This window comes from Affinundibacterium danionis (genome assembly GCF_042432465.1).
Classification (GTDB): domain Bacteria; phylum Pseudomonadota; class Gammaproteobacteria; order Burkholderiales; family Burkholderiaceae_D; genus Undibacterium; species Undibacterium danionis.
This window is the reverse complement of sequence record NZ_JBHLXJ010000036.1, coordinates 139,937-162,381: the sequence shown is the minus strand read 5'-3', so window position 1 is coordinate 162,381 and position 22,445 is coordinate 139,937. Positions and strand designations below refer to the sequence as shown.

16 protein-coding genes and 1 tRNA gene are annotated in these 22,445 nt (G+C 44.9%); 8 read left to right on the top strand and 9 right to left on the bottom strand.

The annotated features are described in order from the left end of the window. The 3 genes from ACFFJH_RS20250 to ACFFJH_RS20240 all read right to left on the bottom strand — a co-directional run. On the bottom strand, positions 1-1,446 hold a 1,446-nt coding region (locus ACFFJH_RS20250; protein WP_390214987.1), incomplete at its 3' end, for a tetratricopeptide repeat protein. A 255-nt stretch (positions 1,447-1,701) separates the two neighbouring features. After that, positions 1,702-3,480, bottom strand: a complete 1,779-nt coding sequence (gene tfpB / locus ACFFJH_RS20245) for a type IV pilus assembly ATPase TfpB (protein WP_390214985.1) — start codon at positions 3,478-3,480, stop codon at positions 1,702-1,704. Positions 3,481-3,571: 91 nt separating this feature from the next. After that, on the bottom strand, positions 3,572-4,378 hold the full coding sequence (locus ACFFJH_RS20240; protein ID WP_390214983.1) for a spermine/spermidine synthase domain-containing protein: 807 nt from the start codon (positions 4,376-4,378) through the stop codon (positions 3,572-3,574). 302 nt (positions 4,379-4,680) lie between these two features. Here ACFFJH_RS20240 and ACFFJH_RS20235 point away from each other — a divergent pair, with 302 nt between their 5' ends. Further along, a complete protein-coding gene (locus tag ACFFJH_RS20235; RefSeq protein WP_390214981.1) occupies positions 4,681-5,139 on the top strand; it encodes an outer membrane lipoprotein in 459 nt (152 codons plus the stop codon). Between the two features lie 80 nt (positions 5,140-5,219). Here ACFFJH_RS20235 and htpG read toward each other — a convergent pair whose 3' ends face one another. Beyond that, the gene (htpG, locus tag ACFFJH_RS20230; RefSeq protein ID WP_390214980.1) at positions 5,220-7,133 is read right to left on the bottom strand and encodes a molecular chaperone HtpG; all 1,914 of its coding nucleotides are present in this window, start codon (positions 7,131-7,133) and stop codon (positions 5,220-5,222) included. Between the two features lie 310 nt (positions 7,134-7,443). Here htpG and typA point away from each other — a divergent pair, with 310 nt between their 5' ends. From typA to trhP, 3 genes are all read left to right on the top strand, one after another. Then, complete coding sequence (gene typA / locus ACFFJH_RS20225) at positions 7,444-9,279, top strand: translational GTPase TypA (protein WP_212673842.1); 1,836 nt, start codon at positions 7,444-7,446, stop codon at positions 9,277-9,279. A gap of 82 nt (positions 9,280-9,361) precedes the next feature. Then, complete coding sequence (locus tag ACFFJH_RS20220) at positions 9,362-10,252, top strand: DMT family transporter (RefSeq protein ID WP_390214978.1); 891 nt, start codon at positions 9,362-9,364, stop codon at positions 10,250-10,252. 138 nt (positions 10,253-10,390) lie between these two features. Continuing rightward, a complete protein-coding gene (trhP, locus tag ACFFJH_RS20215) occupies positions 10,391-11,785 on the top strand; it encodes a prephenate-dependent tRNA uridine(34) hydroxylase TrhP (protein ID WP_390214976.1) in 1,395 nt (464 codons plus the stop codon). A 90-nt stretch (positions 11,786-11,875) separates the two neighbouring features. On the opposite strand, the gene aptA is transcribed toward trhP, so the two are convergent. The 3 genes from aptA to ACFFJH_RS20200 are packed head-to-tail and all read right to left on the bottom strand — an operon-like array spanning position 11,876 to position 14,942. After that, positions 11,876-13,189 (bottom strand): omega-aminotransferase AptA, encoded by a 1,314-nt coding sequence (gene aptA, locus ACFFJH_RS20210; RefSeq protein ID WP_390214974.1) that lies wholly within the window; start codon positions 13,187-13,189, stop codon positions 11,876-11,878. A 46-nt stretch (positions 13,190-13,235) separates the two neighbouring features. Then, positions 13,236-14,444 carry an HPP family protein gene (locus tag ACFFJH_RS20205; protein WP_390214972.1) on the bottom strand — a complete coding sequence of 403 codons (1,209 nt, stop codon included), beginning with the start codon at positions 14,442-14,444 and terminating at the stop codon, positions 13,236-13,238. Positions 14,445-14,459: 15 nt separating this feature from the next. Further along, entirely contained in the window at positions 14,460-14,942 is a 483-nt protein-coding gene (locus tag ACFFJH_RS20200) for a MarR family winged helix-turn-helix transcriptional regulator (RefSeq protein WP_390214970.1), read from the bottom strand. Positions 14,943-15,158: 216 nt separating this feature from the next. Here ACFFJH_RS20200 and ACFFJH_RS20195 point away from each other — a divergent pair, with 216 nt between their 5' ends. Together ACFFJH_RS20195 and dusA are read left to right on the top strand one after the other, a co-directional pair. Further along, positions 15,159-15,368 carry a DUF3079 domain-containing protein gene (locus ACFFJH_RS20195; protein ID WP_390214968.1) on the top strand — a complete coding sequence of 70 codons (210 nt, stop codon included), beginning with the start codon at positions 15,159-15,161 and terminating at the stop codon, positions 15,366-15,368. A 129-nt stretch (positions 15,369-15,497) separates the two neighbouring features. After that, positions 15,498-16,520, top strand: coding sequence for a tRNA dihydrouridine(20/20a) synthase DusA (gene dusA, locus ACFFJH_RS20190; RefSeq protein ID WP_390214966.1), 1,023 nt, complete (start codon positions 15,498-15,500; stop codon positions 16,518-16,520). A gap of 149 nt (positions 16,521-16,669) precedes the next feature. Here dusA and ACFFJH_RS20185 read toward each other — a convergent pair. Both ACFFJH_RS20185 and ACFFJH_RS20180 read right to left on the bottom strand, forming a co-directional pair. Further along, positions 16,670-16,745, bottom strand: a tRNA-His gene (locus tag ACFFJH_RS20185). 331 nt (positions 16,746-17,076) lie between these two features. Next, a complete protein-coding gene (locus ACFFJH_RS20180) occupies positions 17,077-20,277 on the bottom strand; it encodes a bifunctional diguanylate cyclase/phosphodiesterase (RefSeq protein ID WP_390214963.1) in 3,201 nt (1,066 codons plus the stop codon). 464 nt (positions 20,278-20,741) lie between these two features. Between ACFFJH_RS20180 and ACFFJH_RS20175 the strand changes: the two genes are divergently transcribed. Further along, positions 20,742-21,671: a ChaN family lipoprotein gene (locus tag ACFFJH_RS20175; RefSeq protein ID WP_390214961.1), complete on the top strand. Its 930-nt coding sequence runs from the start codon at positions 20,742-20,744 to the stop codon at positions 21,669-21,671. Positions 21,672-21,808: 137 nt separating this feature from the next. Beyond that, on the top strand, positions 21,809-22,426 hold the full coding sequence (pnuC, locus tag ACFFJH_RS20170; RefSeq protein ID WP_390214959.1) for a nicotinamide riboside transporter PnuC: 618 nt from the start codon (positions 21,809-21,811) through the stop codon (positions 22,424-22,426). Positions 22,427-22,445: the final 19 nt, after the last annotated feature.

Sequence of the window (22,445 nt, the reverse complement as noted above, 5' to 3'; positions counted from 1 at the left end):
TCGTGATTCATGATCAATTCTCCTCAAAATAGTGCCTTCACCGTTGAAGGCTTGAGATAGAATTGTAATTTTGAATTTCGGAGTTGGTATGCTTTGTTTTCTCCGCGTAGCGGCTTCGTCCAACAATGTTGCCGGAATGTTGCCGGCTTTGAGGTTCTCGCACAGCGCCAATGCTTCAAGTAAATAGGCCAAACTAAGTTGCCTTGCTGTTTCTTCGGAACACAGCAGACCTGGGTGTTTATTGGCTATTTCGGCATAGACTCTTAAGCACTTGATTTGCTCGTCTAAATTTTTTTGCTCGCGTGCAATGCTTAAGGCGTGTTGGATTTTTTCGTGAGCTAATTTAGCTTGACCTAGACGACAATAGGCAATCGCTTGACCGCGCCAGCAGTCAGAAATAAAAACAGGCTCGTTATGAACTTGAATTCTTTCCGCTGCTAATTCGAAAAAGCGTAGCGCTTCGTAGGGCGTTTCCAAGTCAATCGACAGGTCACCTAAGTATGCCAAGGTGTGCGCATAAGTGCGTGAGTCCGGTATTTTTTCTTGGATACGTAAGGCTTCTAATAATTTTTCTTTTGCTTCAGGATAACGACCTAATAGACGTAAGGCATTCCCAGTTTGGAGTAGTGCAATCGCCAATGAGCCTGGCCATTGATGTTCACGAGCCAAGGCCAAGGCTGCAACGTCCCATTCTAGTGCCGCATCCAGGTCGCCTAAGGTGGCGAATGAGTCCCCCGCATTGGTTGCAGTTAAGATCGCATGTCGTATTTGGCCCGTCTCTAGTGCGGCTCGGTGTGCGCGTATATGTAAATGGCAAGATTCACCTAGCTCACCGATTTTATTGGCAACGATGGCGCGCGCACTATCCAACCAAGTGCGCACGGCAGCGTGATAGTGATGTTCACTTGAAAAATGCTTGTTAAGTAAAGTGGCCGTTTGGGCCGGATCGTTGATGGCGCTGTTATGTAAATTACGTGCCAGGGCAATTTGAAAGCGTGTCGTGTCTTTGGCAATATGAAACTGTTCTATCGCGACTTTGAGAAAATGGTCGCGCTGTTCGATTTCGCCCAAATCCCTGTGTATTGAGCTCAGTAGAAAATAGCTATCACCGACCCCGGTAAAATTTTGTAGTGCACTGAAATGCTGCAATGCTTGGTGTGAAAATTTTAAAGCCTGTTTGAGCTCGCCATGTAGCCAGTGAATTTCGCCACGTATCAGGTCGCCTCTTGATTGATACTGAATACGTTCTTCTATTTGTGATGGGGCAGATGTAATCTGAGCCAATAGTGCGTTGGCGTCTTCAAGTAGCATCAAGCTACGATCATTTTGAGATTGGCGCAGGTACCAAGCTAGGCTTAAGAGATTATTGAGGCGAGCTGTGCCGTCGAGAAACGAGAGTGTGGTTTCAAGTGCTACGACTTCACTATCTAAAGCGTACAAATCCATGAGTAGATGGTATCCAAAAACCAGTTACTATCGGAAGAGTTATTGTGCAGGCGCAATTTACTTCATGCTGGGAGCACTTAAATGGAACTGGTCTGACAATCTAACACAAAGCTTTTTTACCTGAAACAAGTGTGAAAAGATTTTTTGTTAAAAATGTTTTAGGTGAGGAGTTTGTTTTTTTTGTTTGGGTATCAATGTTTTCAGAATGAAAATATTGATACCCTCACCGATTCATTTTAATTTGAATTAAATTTATTAAAACAACGCCGATGTTACTTTTAATACTTCATCTGCCGTTGTTACGCCATCGATAATTTTGTGTGCGCCGGCAATACGTAAGGGTTTCATTTCATCATTGATCGCTTGTTTGCGTAAGGCATGAATGTCGGAGTCCTGTTGTATTAACTTACTAAATGTCTGCGTAACGGTTAATAGCTCATACAAGCCAGTACGTCCTTTGTAACCCGTTTGACGGCATTCTAGGCAGCCTACAGGACGATATACTTTTTCGGGCTTGGCGATAGGCCAGTCCTCAACCAATGCCGACCAGACTGGATCTTGAATTTCCCCATCGTCGGATTTGCAATGCGGGCATAAGGTGCGCACTAAACGTTGTGCCAGGATGCCGACTATGGTTGCTTCCAGCAGGTAGTAAGGCACACCTAATTGCAATAGCCGCATAATGGCAGATGGCGCATCGTTGGTATGTAAAGTCGAGAGTACCAAGTGACCAGTTAATGCTGCTTGTATCGCCATTTCAGCAGTGGGTAAATCGCGAATCTCACCCACCATAATAATGTCCGGATCTTGTCGCATCAAGGCTCGTATGCCATCGGCAAATGACAGGTCGATGTTCGATTGCACCTGCATTTGATTGAAGGAGCCTTCTACCATTTCTATAGGATCTTCTACCGTACAGACATTCACATCCGGCGTCGCCAGCGCTTTTAGGGTGGTGTAGAGCGTCGTGGTTTTTCCTGACCCTGTTGGGCCAGTTACTAAAATAATGCCGTGTGGCTTTTGCGTTAAATGATCCCAGCGTATCGCATCGTTTTGAGGAAAACCAAGTTCCGGTAAGGTCTTCACCACGACTTCAGGATCAAAAATACGCATCACCAATTTTTCGCCAAACGCGGTTGGTAAAGTGGATAAGCGTAATTCAACTTCTTGTCCATCCGAGGTACGAGTTTTGACGCGACCGTCTTGCGGGCGACGTTTCTCGATCACGTCCATACGTCCTAATAGTTTAATCCGCGCCGTCATAGCGATCATGACGATTGCAGGTACTTGATAGACTTGATGCAAAACGCCATCGATACGAAAGCGTATCGCGGCCATGTCGCGCTTAGGTTCTAAGTGAATATCCGAAGCGCGTTGATCAAAGGCGAATTGCCATAGCCAATCCACGATGTTAATCACATGCTGATCGTTGGCATCGACTTGTTTGTTGGATTTGCCAAGTTCGACTAATTGTTCGAAGTTGTTGCGTAAGGCGACGTCGTTTCCATTGGCTTTGCGCGCATCTTTAATGGATTTTGCCAGCGAAAAAAACTGGGTAGTGTATTGCGCGATTTCGAGTGGATTGGCTAGAACCAGTTTGATTTCTTTTTGCGTGATTTTAGCAATTTCATCAAGCCACTCGTTATTGTAAGGATCGGTCGTGGCGATCGTGACGCTGTCATTATTTGCTTCGACCGGCAAAATATTAAAACGAGTCGCATACGTGGAGGACATCACATCCGACACTTTTGTAAAATCGATTTTCAAAGGGTCTATGCGATAGAACGGTAAACCGCTTTTTCTTGCCGCCCATTCGGTAACCCAATCTAAGGTCAATAAATGTTGGGAACGCAGCGCTGAATATAATTTGGCTTGTGCAATTGCGGTGAATGGGTGCATGTTGGCGGTGCCATTTTTAAGTATGCCCCGTGTGTGATTAAACGCTACTTTGGCATCTTCTTTTTTGATGATGCCGTCCTCCATCAACCAAGTGAAAATTTGTTGCAGGCTTAAATTTTTCGGTGTTGGATTCATATTTTTATTAAGTAGAGTTGAAGGGCAGCTACCGCTGCTTGCCGATATTAGTCGATATTAGTTGCTATGCTGATTCTTAGTCTAAGTTGTACTACTGGGTTTTCGCGAGTCCATCAACCCAGCTACGTGCCGGCAATTTGGTTTGTAATTGAATTGCTTCCGCACGTCGGTATAAAACGTCCAAATCAAGTTTTAAACGCTGTTTGAACGCGATGGCAACGACGTTACCGTCGTGTACTTCGGGCAAACATAAAACCGTACCAAATACATAGCGCAAGACTTTCATATTCTTGGCAAAACTGGGGTGGTCACCAAATAAATTGACCGTCAATACACCGTCTGCGGATAAGCAATCGGCACAGCCTTGGTAGAACTCTGTGGTGTCGAGCACAGGGCCACGCGCGGTAGCATCATATAGGTCAACTTGAAGCGCTTGGAATTGCCCATGATGGTCGCAATCGAGCACAAAATCCATCGCATCCATTTCGATGACCTTGAGTCGATCGTCATTGGGTGGAAGTTTAAACATGCTCTCACACACCATAATGACTGCAGGATTTAAGTCAACAGCCGTAACTTTGGCTGATGGGAATTGGCGATAACAGAATTTGGTGAGGGCAGCAGTGCCGAGTCCAAGTTGTGCCAGCTGTTTTGGTTGATCATGAAATAGCATCCAAGCCATCATCTGCTGTGCATATTCCAACTCCAGCCAGTCTGGCTTACGCAGACGCATCGCGCCCTGTACCCATTCGGTACCAAAATGAAGATAGCGCACGCCGTCGTGTTCTGACAGTGTTACCGGGGCAAACTTGGGTTTACGCGGACTGTCTTTTTTAACGGCGCTCGGTCCCGAGCGGTAGTTGGATTCAGCTTCTATAGATTTTCGTTTAATTAACATAGTGAGAAGTATGCAGGCACTGACCTGATTGTCATGCGTTGAAACAAATGCTTACGATAAATTTCGCTCAATATCGTTAAATATCGCTGAGTATTGATATAACAGCAGCAAAGCTTGATTGTAAACGCTATGTTATTGAATGTGTCATTGATTTCTAACTGGGATGCCCTAATATCTATTGTGTCTAGATTGTCGGTCAAATTGTCAACTGAATGTTAAATTTTGCGTTGTAAGCTGACAGGTAATCCATTCATATGTACAAGTGACGTGAAGCTTACGTTAAACCAAGTAAGGAGTTTATTTTGAAAAAATTAATAATGGTTGCTGCCGTACTCGCCGCTACCTTAACGACGACAGCATGTGTTTCCACTCATACTTCAGGTAGTGTGTATCGTCCTTATCAAACTCAGAATGAGATGTCAGTTCGTATGGCGGTGGTAGAGTCAGTTCGAGAGGTAACGATTGATGGTGGACGTAGCGGTGTCGGAACTTTAACTGGTGCGGCTTTGGGCGGCTTAGCTGGATCTAGTGTGGGCGGTGGGCGCGGCTCTACAGCGACTGGTATCGTTGGTGCTGTTGTTGGCGGAATAATCGGTAATAACGTCGAGTCAAATGCGAATACTCGACGCGGTGTGGAAATCACTGTGCGTCTTGATAATGGTGAACTAAAGGCAATTACTCAAGACGCTGATGAAAGTTTCCGTCCAGGTGATCGCGTTCGTTTATTGTCGGATCGACGAACCACTCGAGTTACTCATTAATTTGTAAATATAAATCCTCGTAAATAAAAAAACCGGAATTTGATTTCCGGTTTTTTTATTGGTACAGCTACAGCTCTATGTTATCTGCTAACGTTCAATAGCATCTCGTTGAGACGTTTCACAAATGCACTTGGATCCTCAAGTGTGCCACCTTCAGCCAAAGCCGCCTGATCAAACAAGATGTGCGACCAGTCATTGAATTTGGCTTCTTCGTATTTCAAGCGTTGCACCAATGGATGATCCGGATTCACTTCCAAGATCGGCTTGGATTCAGGTGCTGCTTGACCAGCGGCTTTCAACATTCTAACTAAATTGCCTGACAGTTCATTTTCATCCGCAACTAAACAGGCAGGTGAATCCGTCAAGCGGAAAGTAATGCGAACGTCTTTGGCTTTATCGGCCAAGGCAGTCTTCATTTTTTCAACTAAGTCTTTGAATTGGGTTTCGGTTTCTTCATGCTGTTTTTTCTCAGCTTCGTCTTCCAATTTGCCTAAATCCAAATCGCCTTTGGCTACGGAGACCAAATCTTTGCCTTCGAATGCAGTTAAGAAAGACAACATCCATTCATCGACGCGATCTGTCAGCAATAAGACTTCGACGCCTTTCTTGCGGAAGATTTCTAGATGTGGACTGTTTTTCGCTGCAGCGTAGGTGTCGGCAGTGACGTAGTAGATCTTGTCTTGGCCTTCTTTGGCGCGCGCTAAATAGTCAGCGAATGACACATTTTGTGCGTCGCTATCGTTATGCGTAGACGCGAAACGGAGCAGGGCAGCAATGCGATCCTTATTCGCAGCATCTTCACCGATACCTTCTTTTAATACCTGACCGAATTCTTTCCAGAAGCTGGCAAATTTTTCTTTTTTGCTTTCGGCTTCATCGCCCTCAGCATTCGCTAAATCTTCCAACATGCCGAGTACGCGTTTGGTCGAACCTTCACGAATCGCTTTGATATCGCGGGACTCTTGTAAAATCTCACGAGAGACATTCAACGGTAAATCGTTGGAATCAATGATGCCTTTGACGAAGCGCAAATAGACTGGCATCAATTGTTCGGCATCGTCCATGATGAAGACGCGTTTAACGTAGAGCTTAATACCACCGCGTTTATTGCGATCCCACATATCAAATGGTGCACGGCTTGGAATGTACAGCAATTGCGTGTATTCGCTACGACCCTCGACGCGATTGTGTGTATGCGTCAGTGGTGCAGTGTAGTCATGTGAGATATGTTTGTAGAATTCTGTGTATTGTTCAGGTGTGATCTCAGACTTGCTACGCGCCCACAAAGCACTTGCTTGATTGACAGTTTCGAGCTCGTCTTTCAATACTTGTTCTTTTTTCTCATCATCCCATTCTTCTTTTTGCATCAAGATCGGCAAAGAGATGTGATCTGAGTAGGTGCGAATAATGGATTTCAGTTTCCAAGACGACAGGAAGTCATCTTCGCCTTCGCGTAAATGCAAAGTGATGGCCGTCCCTCTATCTTCTTTGGTGATTGGTTCGACGCTAAAATCGCCTGCACCTGCTGATTCCCAGCGTACGCCTTCGCTCGCAGCCGTGCCAGCGCGACGGGACTCAACGGTCATCTTATCGGCCACGATAAAGCCAGAATAGAATCCAACGCCAAATTGGCCAATCATGGCGGCGTCTTTTTGTTGGTCGCCTGAGAGTTTGGCAAAAAATTCTTTGGTACCAGATTTCGCAATCGTACCCAAATGATTGATCGCGTCGTCACGCGACATACCAATCCCGTTGTCTGCAATGGTGATGGTGCGCGCTGCCTTATCGAAGCTGACTTTGATTTTTAATTCGGAGTCGTTTTCGAATAAGCTGGCATCGTTAATCGCCTCGAAACGCAATTTATCGGATGCATCCGAAGCATTCGAAATAAGCTCTCTTAAGAAAATTTCTTTATTTGAATATAAAGAATGAATCATCAATTGGAGTAACTGTGAAACTTCAGCTTGAAATCCTAGGGTTTGTTTTTCTGACATGCTTTCCTCGATATTTAAGAATTTTAGGAATTGATAGAGTCAATGAATCGTACAAAGTGAATATCAAATGTGGTGTCGACTTGATATTTCAAGAGCCCATTCTTCATATTTTTGCATGTGATGATGCGTGACTTGGCCTTGCCGCCACATTGCTTGGCATGCCAAGAATTCACTTTTTTGTCATCAATACGTAGTAAGTCTTTGAAATAATGACGAAAATATCTGCAATGTTTGTAATCAAGGCGGTAGTTTTGCGTTGCAACATGCTATAATCGTGGGTTATCCGAATTACCTCTAAATAAACACAATCATGACCGACAATATTCGCGCTATTCGCAACATCGCCATTATCGCTCACGTTGACCACGGCAAAACAACGCTGGTGGATCAATTGCTGCGTCAATCTGGCACTTTCCGTGATAATCAACAAGTTGATAATCGCGTTATGGACTCCAACGATATTGAGAAAGAGCGCGGTATTACGATTCTTTCCAAAAACTGTGCTGTGGAGTACAAAGGCACCCATATCAACATCGTTGATACCCCGGGCCATGCGGACTTCGGCGGCGAAGTGGAACGCGTCTTGTCCATGGTTGACAGCGTTTTGTTGCTAGTAGATGCGCAAGAAGGTCCAATGCCACAAACTCGCTTCGTGACACGTAAAGCCTTGGCTTTAGGTTTGAAACCTATCGTGGTTGTGAACAAGATTGACCGTGAAAATGCAGATCCGCAAAAAGCAGTGAATGCGACATTTGAGTTGTTTGACAAGCTCGGCGCGACGGATGAGCAATTAGATTTCCCTATCGTTTACGCTTCTGGTTTTAAAGGCTACGCTGGTCTCGAAGACACTGTGCGTGAAGGTAATATGGAACCTTTGTTTGACGCGATTTTGAAACACGTTCCTGCACGTGAAGATGATCCAAATGGTCCATTGCAATTGCAAATCACTTCTCTTGAATACTCTTCTTACGTTGGTAAGATTGGCGTAGGTCGTATCCTGCGTGGTCGTGTTCGTGGTGGTCAAGATGTCGTATGGATGAATGGTCCGGAAGACAAGCCAACAAAAGCACGTATCAATCAAGTATTGACATTCAAAGGCTTGGATCGCGTTCAAGTCGATGAAGCTTTGGCTGGTGATATCGTGTTGATCAATGGTATCGAGGAAATCAGTATCGGCTCTACTATTTGCGCACCGGATACACCGGAAGGCTTGCCAATGCTGAAGATCGACGAACCAACCTTGACGATGAACTTCATGGTTAACAGCTCACCATTGGCTGGCCGCGAAGGTAAATTCGTAACGACACGTCAAATCCGTGATCGTTTGGAACGTGAATTGAAATCCAACATGGCTTTGCGCGTTGTGCAAGCTGAAGGTGATGACTCCACATACGAAGTTTCTGGTCGCGGTGAATTGCATTTGACGATCTTGATCGAAAACATGCGTCGTGAAGGTTTCGAATTGGCAGTTTCCCGTCCACGTGTAGTTTTCAAAATGATTGATGGCGTGCGCCATGAGCCGTATGAAAACTTGACCGTTGACGTGGAAGAGACTAACCAAGGCGGCGTGATGGAAGAACTCGGTCGTCGTCGCGGTGACTTGCAAAACATGGAACCGGACGGCAAAGGTCGTGTACGTTTGGAATACCGTATTCCCGCGCGTGGCTTGATCGGCTTCCAAGGCGAATTCATGACCTTGACACGCGGTACCGGTTTGATGAGTCACGTATTTGATGAATACGCTCCAGTGGATAATTCTAAAGGTGAGTTGGCTGGTCGTCGTAACGGTGTATTGATTTCTCAAGATGACGGTGCTGCTGTTGCTTACGCAATTTGGAAATTACAAGATCGTGGTCGCATGTTTGTGGTGCATAACGATCCAGTCTACGAAGGCATGATTATCGGTATCCACTCACGTGACAACGACTTAGTTGTGAACCCGATCAAAGGTAAGCAATTAACCAACGTTCGTTCTTCTGGTACGGATGAAGCGGTACGTTTGGTACCACCAATTCAAATGAGTTTGGAATACGCAGTTGAATTCATTGAAGATGATGAATTGGTTGAAGTCACACCGAAGAGCATCCGTTTGCGTAAGCGCTTCTTGAAAGAGCATGAGCGTAAAAAAGCATCTCGCGAAGCTTAATTATTATTTGAATTGGTTTCAACACGAGCCCGCTTGATGCCACATCAAGCGGGTTTCTGCTTTTTAACTTCGGAGTTTGTGCATGCAGCAACCCAGCCATAAAGTGGCATTATTGTTGATGATTATCGCCCCGACTATGTGGAGTACAGCCGGTGTCTTATCGCGTCATTTGGAATCAGCGCGTGGTTTTGAAGTCAGTTTTTGGCGTAGTTTTTTTGCAGCGATTTTTGTGGCCTTGGTATTGGCTTGGCAGCATAAAGGCAAGCTAGGTAAAAAAATAATCGCTCTTGGACCTTATGGTTTAGCCTCAGGTTTTATGTGGGCTGCGATGTTTACTTGCTTCATGTTGGCATTAACCATGACAACTGTCGCGAATGCCTTAATTGTGGAGAGCTTTGCGCCACTATTGACGGCCATTTTTGCTTGGATTTTTTTGGCAGAAAAAATTCCACGTCGTACTTGGCTAGCCATTTTTGTCGCCTTCGCAGGCATGCTTTGGATGTTTGTTGATGGTTTTTCTAAGCTCGATGCACGTGGTTTGATTGGCGTAATGTTAGCTTTGTGCGTGCCTTTCGCGGTTGCAGCAAATGTGATTATCTTAAAAAAAGGTGGCCAGCACGTGGATTTGATTCCGGCGGTTTTGGTCGGAGGACTTTTGTCTGCGGTCCTGATGCTGCCATTCGCTCTACCGTTTTCAGCTTCTACCCATGATTTAATTATTTTGGCGACCTTGGGTGTGTTTCAACTTGGCTTGCCGTGCATGATCATGGTGCACGCAGCGAAAGGTTTAACAGCGCCAGAGATTTCGTTATTGTCTTTGCTTGAAGTCGTACTAGGCCCATTTTGGGTATGGCTCGCAATTGGCGAGGAGCCCGCCAAAGCAACTTTGCTTGGCGGTACGGTAGTGTTAAGCGCCTTGATATTTAATGAAGTGATGGCCTTTCGGCAAGAGCGTTTGTCGAAAGCTGGGTAGAACAAGCGCCTTGCTTGTTTTTGCGCAGTACGAGCCAGTTTATTTGTGTAAAAATTTCGTAAAATTGATTAACTTTAAGCGCCGATCATCAGGCCAGCGCGCCTGAATCAGATTGCCGTATTTTTTAATGGTATTCCTATGTCAAATCCTTCAGCCACAGATTCCGCTAAGTTGAAAGCGCCAGAGTTGTTGTTGCCCGCTGGTTCTTTAGAAAAAATGCATGCTGCGTTCGATTTCGGTGCCGATGCTGTGTATGCGGGGCAACCTCGTTATAGTTTGCGGGCACGTAATAATGAATTTTCTACGTTGGATATTTTGCAACAAGGCATAGAAGGGGCACATGCTCGAGGTAAGTCTTTCTTTGTTGCTAGCAATATTTTTCCGCACAATTCCAAACTCAAAACCTATCTGAATGATATGGAACCAGTGATCGCCATGAAGCCAGATGCGCTGATTATGGCCGATCCTGGCTTGATTATGATGGTGCGCGAAAAATGGCCGGAAGTGAATGTGCATCTATCCGTACAGGCGAATGCAGTGAATTGGGCTGACGTTAAATTCTGGCAAAAAATGGGCTTAACCCGCGTGATTTTGTCGCGTGAATTGTCTTTGGATGAGATTGAGGAAATCAAGCAGCGTTGTCCAGAAATGGAACTCGAAGTGTTCGTGCATGGTGCACTATGTATCGCTTACTCAGGCCGTTGTTTGTTGTCCGGTTACTTCAATCACCGCGACCCGAATCAAGGTACTTGCACCAATTCTTGTCGTTGGGATTACAAAGTTGAAAATGCAACCGAAAATGAAACGGGCGACTTGCAACGTATTCCGGTTGAAACAATTAAATTTGATTTCAACAAAGCGTTAGAAGAGGCGAATCAGTCATTCTCGGCCATGGGGGATATGCCGCGTCATCCTCTGGCCGATCGTCCTTATCTGATTGAAGAAGCCGGTCGTCCGGGTAATTTCATGCCGATCTTAGAAGATGAGCATGGCACCTACATCATGAATTCTAAAGACTTGCGTGCGATTGAGCACGTTGAACGGCTGACAAAAATTGGTGTTGATTCTCTGAAGGTAGAAGGTCGCACTAAGTCTCTCTACTACGTTGCACGAACAGCGCAAACTTATCGCCGTGCGATCGATGATGCGGTCGCGGGGCGCCCATTCAACGAACAGTTGTTAGGCGAGTTAAATGGCCTGGCAAATCGTGGTTATACCGACGGATTCTATCAACGTCACCACACGCAAGAACATCAAAACTATATGGAAGGTGTTTCAAAAGCGTATCGCAGTCAGTACGTCGGCAATGTTTTATCGGTGGCAGATGGCTGGGCCGAAGTGGAGGTGAAAAATCGTTTTTCCGTAGGAGATAAAATTGAAATTATTCATCCTAGTGGCAACGAAATCGTCGATTTAGCAGCGATTCGCAATAAGCATAATGAAGCGATTGAAGTCATTGGCGGCGCGGGACACAAGGTTAGGATTCCGCTCGACGCTAAATACGATAAGGCCTTGTTAGCGCGTATGCTGTAAACGTAAAACGGCTCGCGGCTTAATTGTTGGCAGGAAGCAACATTAAATAATCTTGGTTCCTGCCTGAATAAATCATGGGCTATCTGGGCTTTAATTTGCTAGTTCGCGGATCGCATCAGCGAGTTGAGAAAATAAGCGATCGATTTGCGCTTTATCGATAATGAGCGGCGGTGATAAAGCAATGATGTCGCCCGTAGTGCGGATTAATAAGTTCTTTTCCCAGAAACATTTTTCGAAAATATCATAGGCGCGAGTCGTTGATTTACCGATTTGTGGCTCTAATTCTATACCGCAGACTAAGCCCAGATTTCGTATGTCTTTAACATGCGGCAGTCCGCGTAAGCTGTGAGCAGCTTGTTCAAAATAGGGCGCCATTGCGGCGGCCGCTTCAAATATTTTTTCTTCTCGATAAACTTCCAAAGTCGCAATCGCCGCTGCGCATGCGAGTGGATGTGCGCTGTAGGTATAGCCATGGAAAAATTCGATTTGATCTTTGGGAGCCGCATTTACCAAGACATCATGTATCGTTTGAGTGGCAATCACCGCACCCATAGGAACCGCTGCATTTGTCAGACCTTTGGCGCATACGATCATATCAGGCATAACACCAAAATAGTCAGCAGCAAAGGCGCTGCCTAAACGTCCAAAACCAGTAATTACTTCATCAAAGATCAATAAAATGCCATGCTTAGTGCAGATGTCGCGTAGTTTTTGTAGATAGCCTTGTGGTGGAATAATAACCCCAGTTGAGCCTTGCAGCGGTTCTACTATGACCGCTGCGACACTAGAAGCATCGTGTAAAGTTAATAGACGTAGTTCGAGTTCATCAGCTAACTCCGCACCATGCTCAGGCAGACCTTTACTAAAGGCATTTTTTGCGATGTTTAAAGGGTGACGTAGATGATCGACACCGGCTAATCCTGAGCCAAACTGTTTGCGATTGCCGGCGATGCCCCCAACCGAGATACCGCCAAATCCCACGCCGTGATAACCACGTTCTCGACCTATTAAACGGCATCGAGCCGCATCGCCGCGTGCACGGTGATAAGCGAGTGCCATTTTTAAGGCAGTATCGACGCCTTCAGAACCATCATTGCAAAAGAAAACTCGGTTTAATGCTTTCGGTGCCATTGATGCGAGTTTGCTGGCGGCTTCAAATGCAAGCGGATGAGCCATTTGAAAGGTGGGGGCAAAGTCTAATGACGCTGCTTGCGCTTGTATCGCTTGTACGACTTTGGGGTGATTATGGCCCGCATTGACGCACCAAAGTCCGGCGGTACCATCAAGAATTTCTCGACCATCTTCACTGGTGTAATACATGCCTTTGGCGCTTTTTAATAAGCGGGGCTTGGCCTTGAATTGTCGATTGGCCGTAAATGGCATCCAAAAGTGCTCGGTTTGCATAGTCGCTTTCGATAATTGAGTAAATTTGAGGCTGTCGTCAATATGCTTATTTTGCGTCGATATCGAGCATTTGTACATCGTTTAAACGAGCGCGGTACAGTGCGGCAATTAGATCCGATTGTGTCACGATACCAACCAGATGCCCAATTTGATCGACGATAGGTATGTGATGCATCCCTCCATCAGATAGCACGGGCACTAAGTCAACGATGTGGGCATTATCTTGGGCGGTATACACTTTGGTCGTCATAATTTCTCCCACAATGCGCTTTTTGCCAGTTTGATTTTGAAACAGTTGTTCGACAAATCGCTTTAACTTGTTGTCTAAACCTTGATAGTGATCGAGGCTAGCGTGCTTCATAAAGTCTACTAAACTTACTATGCCGACGATTTGTTTATCCTGATTGATGACTGGGAGAGACTTAATCTTGTGTTTGCGGAGTAATTGCCATGCCTGATCTAAGGGTGTTTCGTAGTTCACACTCACCATGTCGCGTGACATGATATCGGCGCAGCTGATGGTTTCAAAGCGACGTCGGTAAGTATGCATTTCCGTCTGGGCAAATAAATTCGCTAAATCATCGGGGCTAATATCGAGTACTTCATCATATTTTTGGATGACTTGGTTCACATCTTCAGCGCTAAACCCGAGCCGTGCAATTGGAGTAATGTCAGCAGTTTTGTGTACGTTCTTGTTGTCGTGTTGCTGTTGGTGTGGATAGCGATGTCGCGTTAAATTGTTAAAAATAATCGCTAGTGCTAATAGTAATATCGAATTTAAACCCACGGGTAGCCAGACATAGCGAAAGCCCAATTCGTGGATGGCGCTATCGCCGAGGACTGCTGACAAGGCGATTGCACCACCAGGCGGATGCAGACAACGGCAGGTGAACATCGCTGCAATCGCCGCAGCGACAGCGAGTGCAGCTGCGAACGGTGTACTGCCAAGATAGACCGCGCAAGTGACGCCGACCAATGCCGAGAGCATGTTTCCTGCTAATAGTGACCACGGCTGCGCCAACGGACTGGATGGTTGCGCGAAAAGTAAAACCGCTGAAGCGCCCATCGGGGCAATAATAAAGGGCAGACTTGCTTGGCTACTGAGCAAATGATGGCATAGGAGGGCGGTCGTTAAGATACCTGTTAGCGCACCAAGGCAAGCGCGAGCACGTTCAAGATAATTGACATTCACTTTGCTCGGCAAAAAACCGCGCAGCCAATCTAAGTTGGTAAAGAGTTGAGAGAATAGCTTCATCAGATTTTTCGCAATTTAATTCGTGCTCGTATCGTGATGAACACGCGCGATCACTTGCTGTAAGTGCTTAACTTGATTTTTATGTAGCAGGGCGATTTCGTTGAGTAGTTGTTCGCCTTTGGGGAGTAAATGTATTTCGACGCAGCGTTTATCTTCTCGTCCGGGCTGACGTTGCACCAATCCTGCTTTTTCACAACGGCTAACTAAGGCCACGACTCCATGATGATGTGATTGCAGGCGATGCGCTAATTCAGCGATGGTTGCCCAGTCTTTTCCGGGGTAGCCTTTGATTTGCAATAGTAATAAATACTGCAAAACGGTTACACCATAAGTTTGTGTAATGTCTTCGCTGAATCTTAGAAAAACTCGCAATTGAAATCGAAAGTCCGCAATTTGTTCGAACTCATACTTACTCAGCTTTGTTGTATCTGATCCGCCGCTATGGTCGTGCTTGTGATTAGGTTGATGGTTAGGATTAGGATCGAGATTTTTAAGCATTGAAAATAGAAATTAGAAATGAAGGATGGGGCAATATTGAAATCGGATGTTGGCTGTGCAGTTGCCTCGCAGTTGCTTTGTTTTTGATCAAGCTAAAGCAATGTTTTCGATATTTTATATCACGTTGTGATATAAATGTGAGGTGGCTCATGGGGTGATGTGGGCTATTTGCCATCTAATGAACGGATAATCTAACAATCTGGTCACGAAAATTCTATGAGTAAAAAATTTCCAGTGAATCCGAAAAATCCTGAGCGAATTTGTTGGGGCTGCGATCGGTACTGCCCTTCGGATGCTTTGGCGTGTGGTAATGGAGCTGACCGAACGGCGCACCCAGCTGAATTATTTGGCAGCGATTGGCAGACCTGGGAATTGAACCAAGTGCCAGTTGATGAAGCTGCCTCTAAGGAAAATAAAGCAAAATAAAATTCACTTTAAGCAAAGCTGATTGGCGGCGGGGGATGCGTTGCAATGCGTTGAAATAGGATGCAGGGCGTAGGAAGGGCACAAAGGTTACAATAGCGCCTGTTTATTTTTACCCGCACTTCAGTACTTATGGTGAATTCTCCTGTTCTTCCCTCACGCCGTCTCTCCGTAGCCCCCATGATGGACTGGTCTGATCGGCATTGTCGCTTATTCCATCGTTATATTTCGCGGCATACTTGGCTTTACACCGAGATGGTGACCACCGGCGCGATAATTCATGGCGACGTCGCGCGCCATTTAGATTTTAATCAGGAAGAGCATCCAGTTGCTTTGCAATTGGGCGGTAGTGAGCCTGCTGATCTCGCGATTGCCGCCAAACGCGGGCAAGAGTGGGGCTATGATGAAATCAATTTAAATTGTGGCTGCCCCTCGGAGCGTGTACAAAAAGGCGCATTTGGCGCATGCCTGATGGCGGAACCCAATTTGGTTGCTGACTGCGTGAAAGCGATGCGTGACGTAGTAGATATTGATGTCACTGTGAAGCATAGGATAGGTATTAATGACGTAGAGTCATATGATTTTGTCAGAGATTTTGTTGGTCAAATCGCTGATGCGGGCTGTAAAACATTTGTAGTGCATGCCAGAAATGCGATATTAAAAGGTCTATCACCCAAGGAAAATCGCGAAGTTCCACCGCTGAAATACGATTACGCATATCGCCTGAAAAAAGATTTTCCTAATTTGGAAATTATTATTAATGGCGGAATCAAAACTTTGCAGGAAATTGACGAGCATTTATTACACGTCGATGGTGTAATGCTGGGTCGTGAAGCCTACCATAATCCTTTTTTGATGACGGATTTTGACGCGCGCTATTATGGCGATACCAGTATCCCAAAGACAAGAGAAGAGGTCGTATTGGCCATGTTGCCTTACATACGTCAGCAACTGCAAAAGTTTGGCGAAAATGGCAAAGGCTTGAAACTCAATAGTATTACGCGCCACATGCTGGGTTTAACTTTTGGACTGGTCGGTGCCCGAGCTTTCCGACAAACCTTGTCAGACACGAAAAAATTGGCTTTGAATAATCCAGATCTCTTAATCGAAGCCCTGCAAAAACTCAAAGCGGCTAATCCAACAATGGTAATTTAAGGCGGCAGACTTTTTTAAAGATGGTGGGTCGTGATGGCTTAAATAAGTTTGCGATCCTCATTTTTATTGCGAGTAATGCGCTTAAAAATGCTTCTAAAAATCGTTCTGCAAATAAAAATGCCCGCAAGTGCGGGCATTTTTATTAATTCTGGGGTGGACGATGGGGCTCGAACCCACGACAACAGGAATCACAATCCTGGACTCTACCAACTGAGCTACGACCACCACTGGATCACATGTTTGGTGCACAAGTGCACTGCAAGTGAGCCTCGCATTATACGAGGATTTGTTGAATCAGGCAAATGTTTTCGTTTTTGCTTTAAATTGAAAAATGCAAAAAAAAGCCCGCATACATCGCGGGCGAATATTCACTATAGGGTAGGAATACAATAAAACACATACTACGGTTCTAAATATAAAGAATCACAACAAGGGATTCCTTACTTATTACAAATTCTTACCTCTTGATGGATAGTGATACACAAGGTATTACTGCTGGGTTGCCGTGCCTTGGTGACTGTACGGGATAAATCGTTGTTGATGTTTATGCCTGAGTTTAGAACACTGTTAGTTGTGATCGGTATAAATGTTCAAATCCGTCTAGCGTCAGAGGCTTGCTAAAAAAGTAGCCTTGAAAAGCATGGCAGCCAGCCTCTAGTAGAAATTCTTTTTGCAGTGCTGATTCCACACCTTCTGCGATAACGCCTAATCCCAAGCTTTTTCCCAGGCCGATGATGGTTTTAACGATAACCGCATCATTAGGGTCATTTAACACATCGCGTACAAACGATTGATCGATCTTTAATTGATCTAAAGGTAAGCGTTTCAGGTACGCGAGGGACGAATAGCCAGTGCCAAAATCATCTAACGCAAATGAGATGCCGTTGGCTTTGAGTTCAAACATCTTTTCGATGACGCCTTCGACTTCTGAGACTAACAGACTTTCAGTCAATTCTAATTTTAGTCGATAAGGATTGGCCCCAGTTTTATTCAGTATCGACAATGTTTGGTGTACAAAGTCTTTTTGTCTAAATTGATGTGCGCTAACGTTGACTGCTAATGTGAGATGTTCGGTGTCGGGGCTTTGCTGCCAAAGTGCTAGCTGCTGACAAGCCTGCTCTAAGACCCATTCGCCTAAAGCTAAAATCAAGCCAGTTTCTTCTGCCAATGGGATAAATTCGGCAGGGGATATGGTGCCGCGTTCAGGGTGTTGCCAACGTAGTAGAACTTCTGCGCCAGTCAGTCTCGCATTGCTACGACTATTGTCAGGTTCAGTGTAAAGAAGCTGGGCTTGGTAATAGAGTTGAAATTGGTGCTCAGCGATGGCGATGTGTAAATCATTCTCCATAGCGGCTCGCCGCATGACAGCCACTTCCATTGCGGGATCAAAAAAACAAATGCCGCTCTTTGCTTCTTGTTTCGCTCTCTCCATGGCGAGATTGACTTGCTTGAGTAAATCCTCGACCTCAAATTGATGTCCTTGAAAAACGCTTAGCCCAATGTTGGCAGTGCTGTGATGGCTACAATTATCAAAATGGTAGATTTCGTTGAGAGCGGCCCGAATTCTGGTCGCCATCTCTTCACTATGGCTGGCGGCTTCCGCTTGGTTGTCGCTCAAGCCCGCTAGCATAACGATGAATTCATCGCCACCTATACGTGCGACAGTATCTCCTTCCCTGACACATCGATTAAGTCGACTCGCAACTTGTTGAATTAATTGATCACCTATTTCATGCCCTAGTAAATCGTTGGTTCCTTTGAGATCAATATCGATCGATAGCAAAGCGCAGTGGTTAAGATTACGGCTACTGTTTGCCATATTTTGTTTGAGCCTGTCGATCAATAGTTGACGATTGGGTAAGTCGGTTAATTGATCAAAATAGGAGAGGTGATTGATGCGCTCTGCGGCTAATTTTCGCTCACTGAGATCGTAATGTGCGCCTATGTAGTGCGTTATCTTTTGTTCGGCATTTTTGACTGCGGAAATGACTAGCCAATAGGGGAGTACCTCGCCATCTTTGTGTTTGTCCCAAATCTCGCCTTGCCAGCTACCCGTGTCGCGGATTGATTTCCACATTGCCTGATAGAAGTGTTCATCTTGTGCTCCAGATTTTAGGTGGTTAGGCATTTTCCCTATTATTTCTTCAGGTGCATAGCCCATGGTTTTGGTGAAGGCTTTATTGACTCGCAAGATAGTGCCATTAGCGTCCGTAATCAGCATGGATTCTTGGACGTCGAAGGCACTGGCCGCGAGCCTAAATTCGGCTTCCGCTTGTTTGCGTAAGCTGATATTTTTTGCGATCCCTCTGTAACCTTGAAATTTTCCTTCCGCATTAAAAACTGGGTCTCCGCTGAGGGCTAAATAATCTGTTTTGTTTGGTAGCAGCGAGGTTGTCTTGGGGGAAAGCTCAATTTCACGAAACGGCAAATGTTTTGTCAGACACTCTGTTAATTCATCTAAGGCAGTTGGTTCAATGTCGAGATTAGGCACTTCCCACAACGGAAAGCCAATTAAATTACTGGCGAGATCGTCGAATTGTAAGTGTTGATGGTGGCTAAATGTTCGTGAGATAAAACGATGTTCATGATCACTTTCCCAGTAAAAATCCGAGGACATTTCAGTTAAAGTACGAAAGCGAGCTTCACTCTCTTTGAGGGCTTCGTCGCGCAGCTCCATTTTTTGAATCAAATTATTAAATGATCCTATCAGTTGTCCGATTTCATTGTTTTTGATAATAGGCAGACGAGATAAAACCTGGCGATGTTTGATTTGATACGAAATGGTTTTAATCGTCGTAAAGATGGGCGATAACTGCCATTTTAAAATCCACCAAGTAAAGCCCGCCGCAAAAAGGGTTAATAAGATCGCGCTAAAAATAATCCGTCGCTGCATCGCATTGATAGGTTCGAACGCGAGTTTTGCTGGTAGCGAAATATTGAGGTTCCAATTGGGAAGGGAAATCGATTTGACTGCGGTAAATTCTTCATCCCCAAATGCATTAGTACGAATACCATATTGAAAACGTGGTTCGTGCATGTTGGGCAATAATGTCTCAAAGCGAGGTAGTGAAATTGCTTGGAATGTTATATTTTTGTCGGAGGTGGAAACGATGGCTTGATGCTGGGGAGCTATGATCTGATAGTTTTCAGAACGATGACTATCCATATCAGAGATATGATCCAAGAAATTTTTGTTCGATAAATTGGTGACGCCAGCTAAGCTACCTATGACTTGACCTTTTGCATCGCGAATTGCGACACCCATGCCGAATAAAAGCGCATTGATGCGTTTACCGACGACGGGCTTTCCTACGGTTTGCTGACCAGTTTCTATAGGTGTACGGATATAGTCGCGGTCCAAATAATTCAGATTAAGGCGATCCACACTTTTGGGTGCCGAGGCCAAAGCTGTTCCATCTGTTCTTGTGATAAACGTACCAGCATTGAATAAATTCTGCAGCAGTGTATTGCGTTCTAAGCTAGCTTGTAATTGTTCTGGATTTTGAAATAGCTCGGGCGTGATCTCTGCTGCGGCGTTGCTCAAGGCATTAAACCTGTCCACAAAATCACTATTTACAGTGTTGGCTAGATAGGCGGCTTTGGCAGTTTGTTGTTCACCTAATAGTTTCTCCATATCTTGTCGTAGAGTCAGACTGGTATAGAACGCCATGAACCACAAACTCAGGATAAAAATCACGAGCACAGACAAAGTCACTCGTGTTTTAATTGAGTTTGTTTGGCATCGCAGTCGTTTCATTGAATGATATCTTTCAAGTCTTTTTAAGATGACAAATAGTGCTTTATGGCAATCTTAGAGGGTTTGGCGCTAAGAGCTTTGATAAAAAATAAGTATTTCTACAAAAAACTTGTTTTTATCAAATTTTTGGAAATGGGCGTAAGAAGCTAAACTTCATGACATGCACTTGTCATAGCAATGTCACACTGTTTAAGTAAAATTTAACCTATCTGCTGTACATGCAACCGATATGCATGATGGTAGCTAGGTGTGCGCTGCCCGGTACTTGCCGGGCAGCTCGCCGACTTCGCCTAATCCGATTTTTTTCAATTGTCGAAGCTGCTTAAAACGGGATTTGCCGAAGTCGTCTCAAAAATTAGCTTGCATCAAAATAGAGAATGATTAATCTTTGATTGATGCTCTTAGCTTGCTCACAGTCATCTGACAAGTTATAGTCAGTCTTCAAAATTTTTTGAAAGCTGACTATGCACCTTCACCCGTATTTTCGCCGTGTTCCATGGCTAGTTTGTCTGTTGGCGATGGTTGCTAGCGGCGTCGTTTCCGCACAAATGAATGTGTCTCATCCTTTAGTGAATAAAATTAGTCAGTCTGATGGCAGCTGGATTGATGAGGCAAAGCTTTTGGAAAAAGTGCAGTCGCCTGCTTACGTGTTTGTCGGTGAAAAACATGATAATCCTGAGCATCACCGACTAGAGCTTTTACTAATACAAGCGCGCTTGAAAAATGTCACTGCACCAGCGGCAGATAAAGTCATTTTTGAGATGCTGGATGACAGCCAAGATCAGGCATTGGCGAACTTAAAATCGGGTAATAGCTTGGAGCAGATGCATACCATATTGAGCTGGTCAGCGAAGTCATGGGATTGGGCGAGTTATGGCACTTTATTTCAAGCAGCCTTGAATAAAGAAGCTTTAAAATCCGGCAATATCAGCAAATCATTTATCTCTAAGATTTATCGCGAAGGTGAAAAATCGATGCTGGAAAATCCACGATTTGAGACGGTTTTCCAGGCGACACCGACGATTAAGTCTTATTTGTTAGATCAGATTTTTACTTCGCATTGCGGTATGCAAAGTCGCGAGACGCTGACGCCTATGCTACACATACAATTGGCAAAAGATGCCAGTATGGCCTCGGCGATGGCACAGACTGCACGAGGAATGTTGGTCGCTGGAGGTGAGCATGTGCGTGCCGAAACTGCGGTGCCCTGGCATTTGAAACAGAAAAAGAAAGGGGCAGAGGTGATGGTGATACAACTCATAGAAGTAAAGCCAGATCTGCATGATGTGCAGAGCTACCTTCAAGCGACTGGTAAGGCAGATTATTATTGGTTCACCAGCGCAACTGAAGCGAAAGATTACTGCGCTGGTGTAAAGGGTAAAGCGGCGCAATGAAGTATCTACATGCAAGAATACACGCCTACTGAGAACTAAGTGAGAGTTACCTGAAAACGATCTTTAAACATTGAAAAACAGTTCTCAAGTATCGCTCTCACAAAAAACGCTTATCGTTTAATTTAGAAAAAATCCTGATGAATCAAAATATAGCTTTGGCGTTTGGTTTTGCCACAACGCCTCTGGAGCTCATTTCATTTTTACTTTCCTTGCTTACCGTGGGTTTGAACATTCGGCAGATCCATTGGGCCTGGCTATTTTCCATTTTGTCTTCGGCACTATACGCATTAGTATTTTTTGAGGTGCGACTGTATGGTGATATGGGGCTGCAATTTGTATTTATTTTGGTATCCGTTTGGGGCTGGTCGCAATGGCTGCGTGGCGCAAGTGAAGGTGGTCAATTATCCGTGAGTTACCTTAGCGCAAGCGAGCGTTGGCGCTCTGGCGCTATTGGTTTGAGTATGTTTTTTTTGCTGTATCTGTTTTTGAAATTTTGTACGGATACGGATGTGCCCGTGGCAGATGGATTCTTAACTGCTGGCAGTTTGTTGGGACAAGCCTTATTGTCCCGTAAGAAAATTGAAAATTGGATGGTCTGGATTGTCGTCGATGTGTTGTATGTCGCTCTGTATCTTTATAAAAATTTGATGTTGACTGCGATTTTATATGCGGTGTTTGTCGTTATGGCGATACATGGCGCGCGCGTATGGAAATCGATTTATCTTCGGTCAAAAATGGAATCGAACGCAGAATAAAAAGCAGAATAAAAAGTAG

Excerpts from the sequence above, each read along its gene's own strand:
- pnuC (WP_390214959.1), top strand. The coding sequence starts at position 21,809 with ATGAATCAAAATATAGCTTTGGCGTTTGGTTTTGCCACAACGCCTCTG.
- dusA (WP_390214966.1), top strand. The coding sequence starts at position 15,498 with ATGGTGAATTCTCCTGTTCTTCCCTCACGCCGTCTCTCCGTAGCCCCC.
- aptA (WP_390214974.1), bottom strand. The coding sequence starts at position 13,189 with ATGCAAACCGAGCACTTTTGGATGCCATTTACGGCCAATCGACAATTC.
- htpG (WP_390214980.1), bottom strand. The coding sequence starts at position 7,133 with ATGTCAGAAAAACAAACCCTAGGATTTCAAGCTGAAGTTTCACAGTTA.
- ACFFJH_RS20240 (WP_390214983.1), bottom strand. The coding sequence starts at position 4,378 with ATGTTAATTAAACGAAAATCTATAGAAGCTGAATCCAACTACCGCTCG.
- typA (WP_212673842.1), top strand. The coding sequence starts at position 7,444 with ATGACCGACAATATTCGCGCTATTCGCAACATCGCCATTATCGCTCAC.
- ACFFJH_RS20195 (WP_390214968.1), top strand. The coding sequence starts at position 15,159 with ATGAGTAAAAAATTTCCAGTGAATCCGAAAAATCCTGAGCGAATTTGT.
- ACFFJH_RS20180 (WP_390214963.1), bottom strand. The coding sequence starts at position 20,277 with ATGAAACGACTGCGATGCCAAACAAACTCAATTAAAACACGAGTGACT.
- tfpB (WP_390214985.1), bottom strand. The coding sequence starts at position 3,480 with ATGAATCCAACACCGAAAAATTTAAGCCTGCAACAAATTTTCACTTGG.
- ACFFJH_RS20220 (WP_390214978.1), top strand. The coding sequence starts at position 9,362 with ATGCAGCAACCCAGCCATAAAGTGGCATTATTGTTGATGATTATCGCC.
- ACFFJH_RS20205 (WP_390214972.1), bottom strand. The coding sequence starts at position 14,444 with ATGAAGCTATTCTCTCAACTCTTTACCAACTTAGATTGGCTGCGCGGT.
- ACFFJH_RS20175 (WP_390214961.1), top strand. The coding sequence starts at position 20,742 with ATGCACCTTCACCCGTATTTTCGCCGTGTTCCATGGCTAGTTTGTCTG.
- ACFFJH_RS20200 (WP_390214970.1), bottom strand. The coding sequence starts at position 14,942 with ATGCTTAAAAATCTCGATCCTAATCCTAACCATCAACCTAATCACAAG.
- trhP (WP_390214976.1), top strand. The coding sequence starts at position 10,391 with ATGTCAAATCCTTCAGCCACAGATTCCGCTAAGTTGAAAGCGCCAGAG.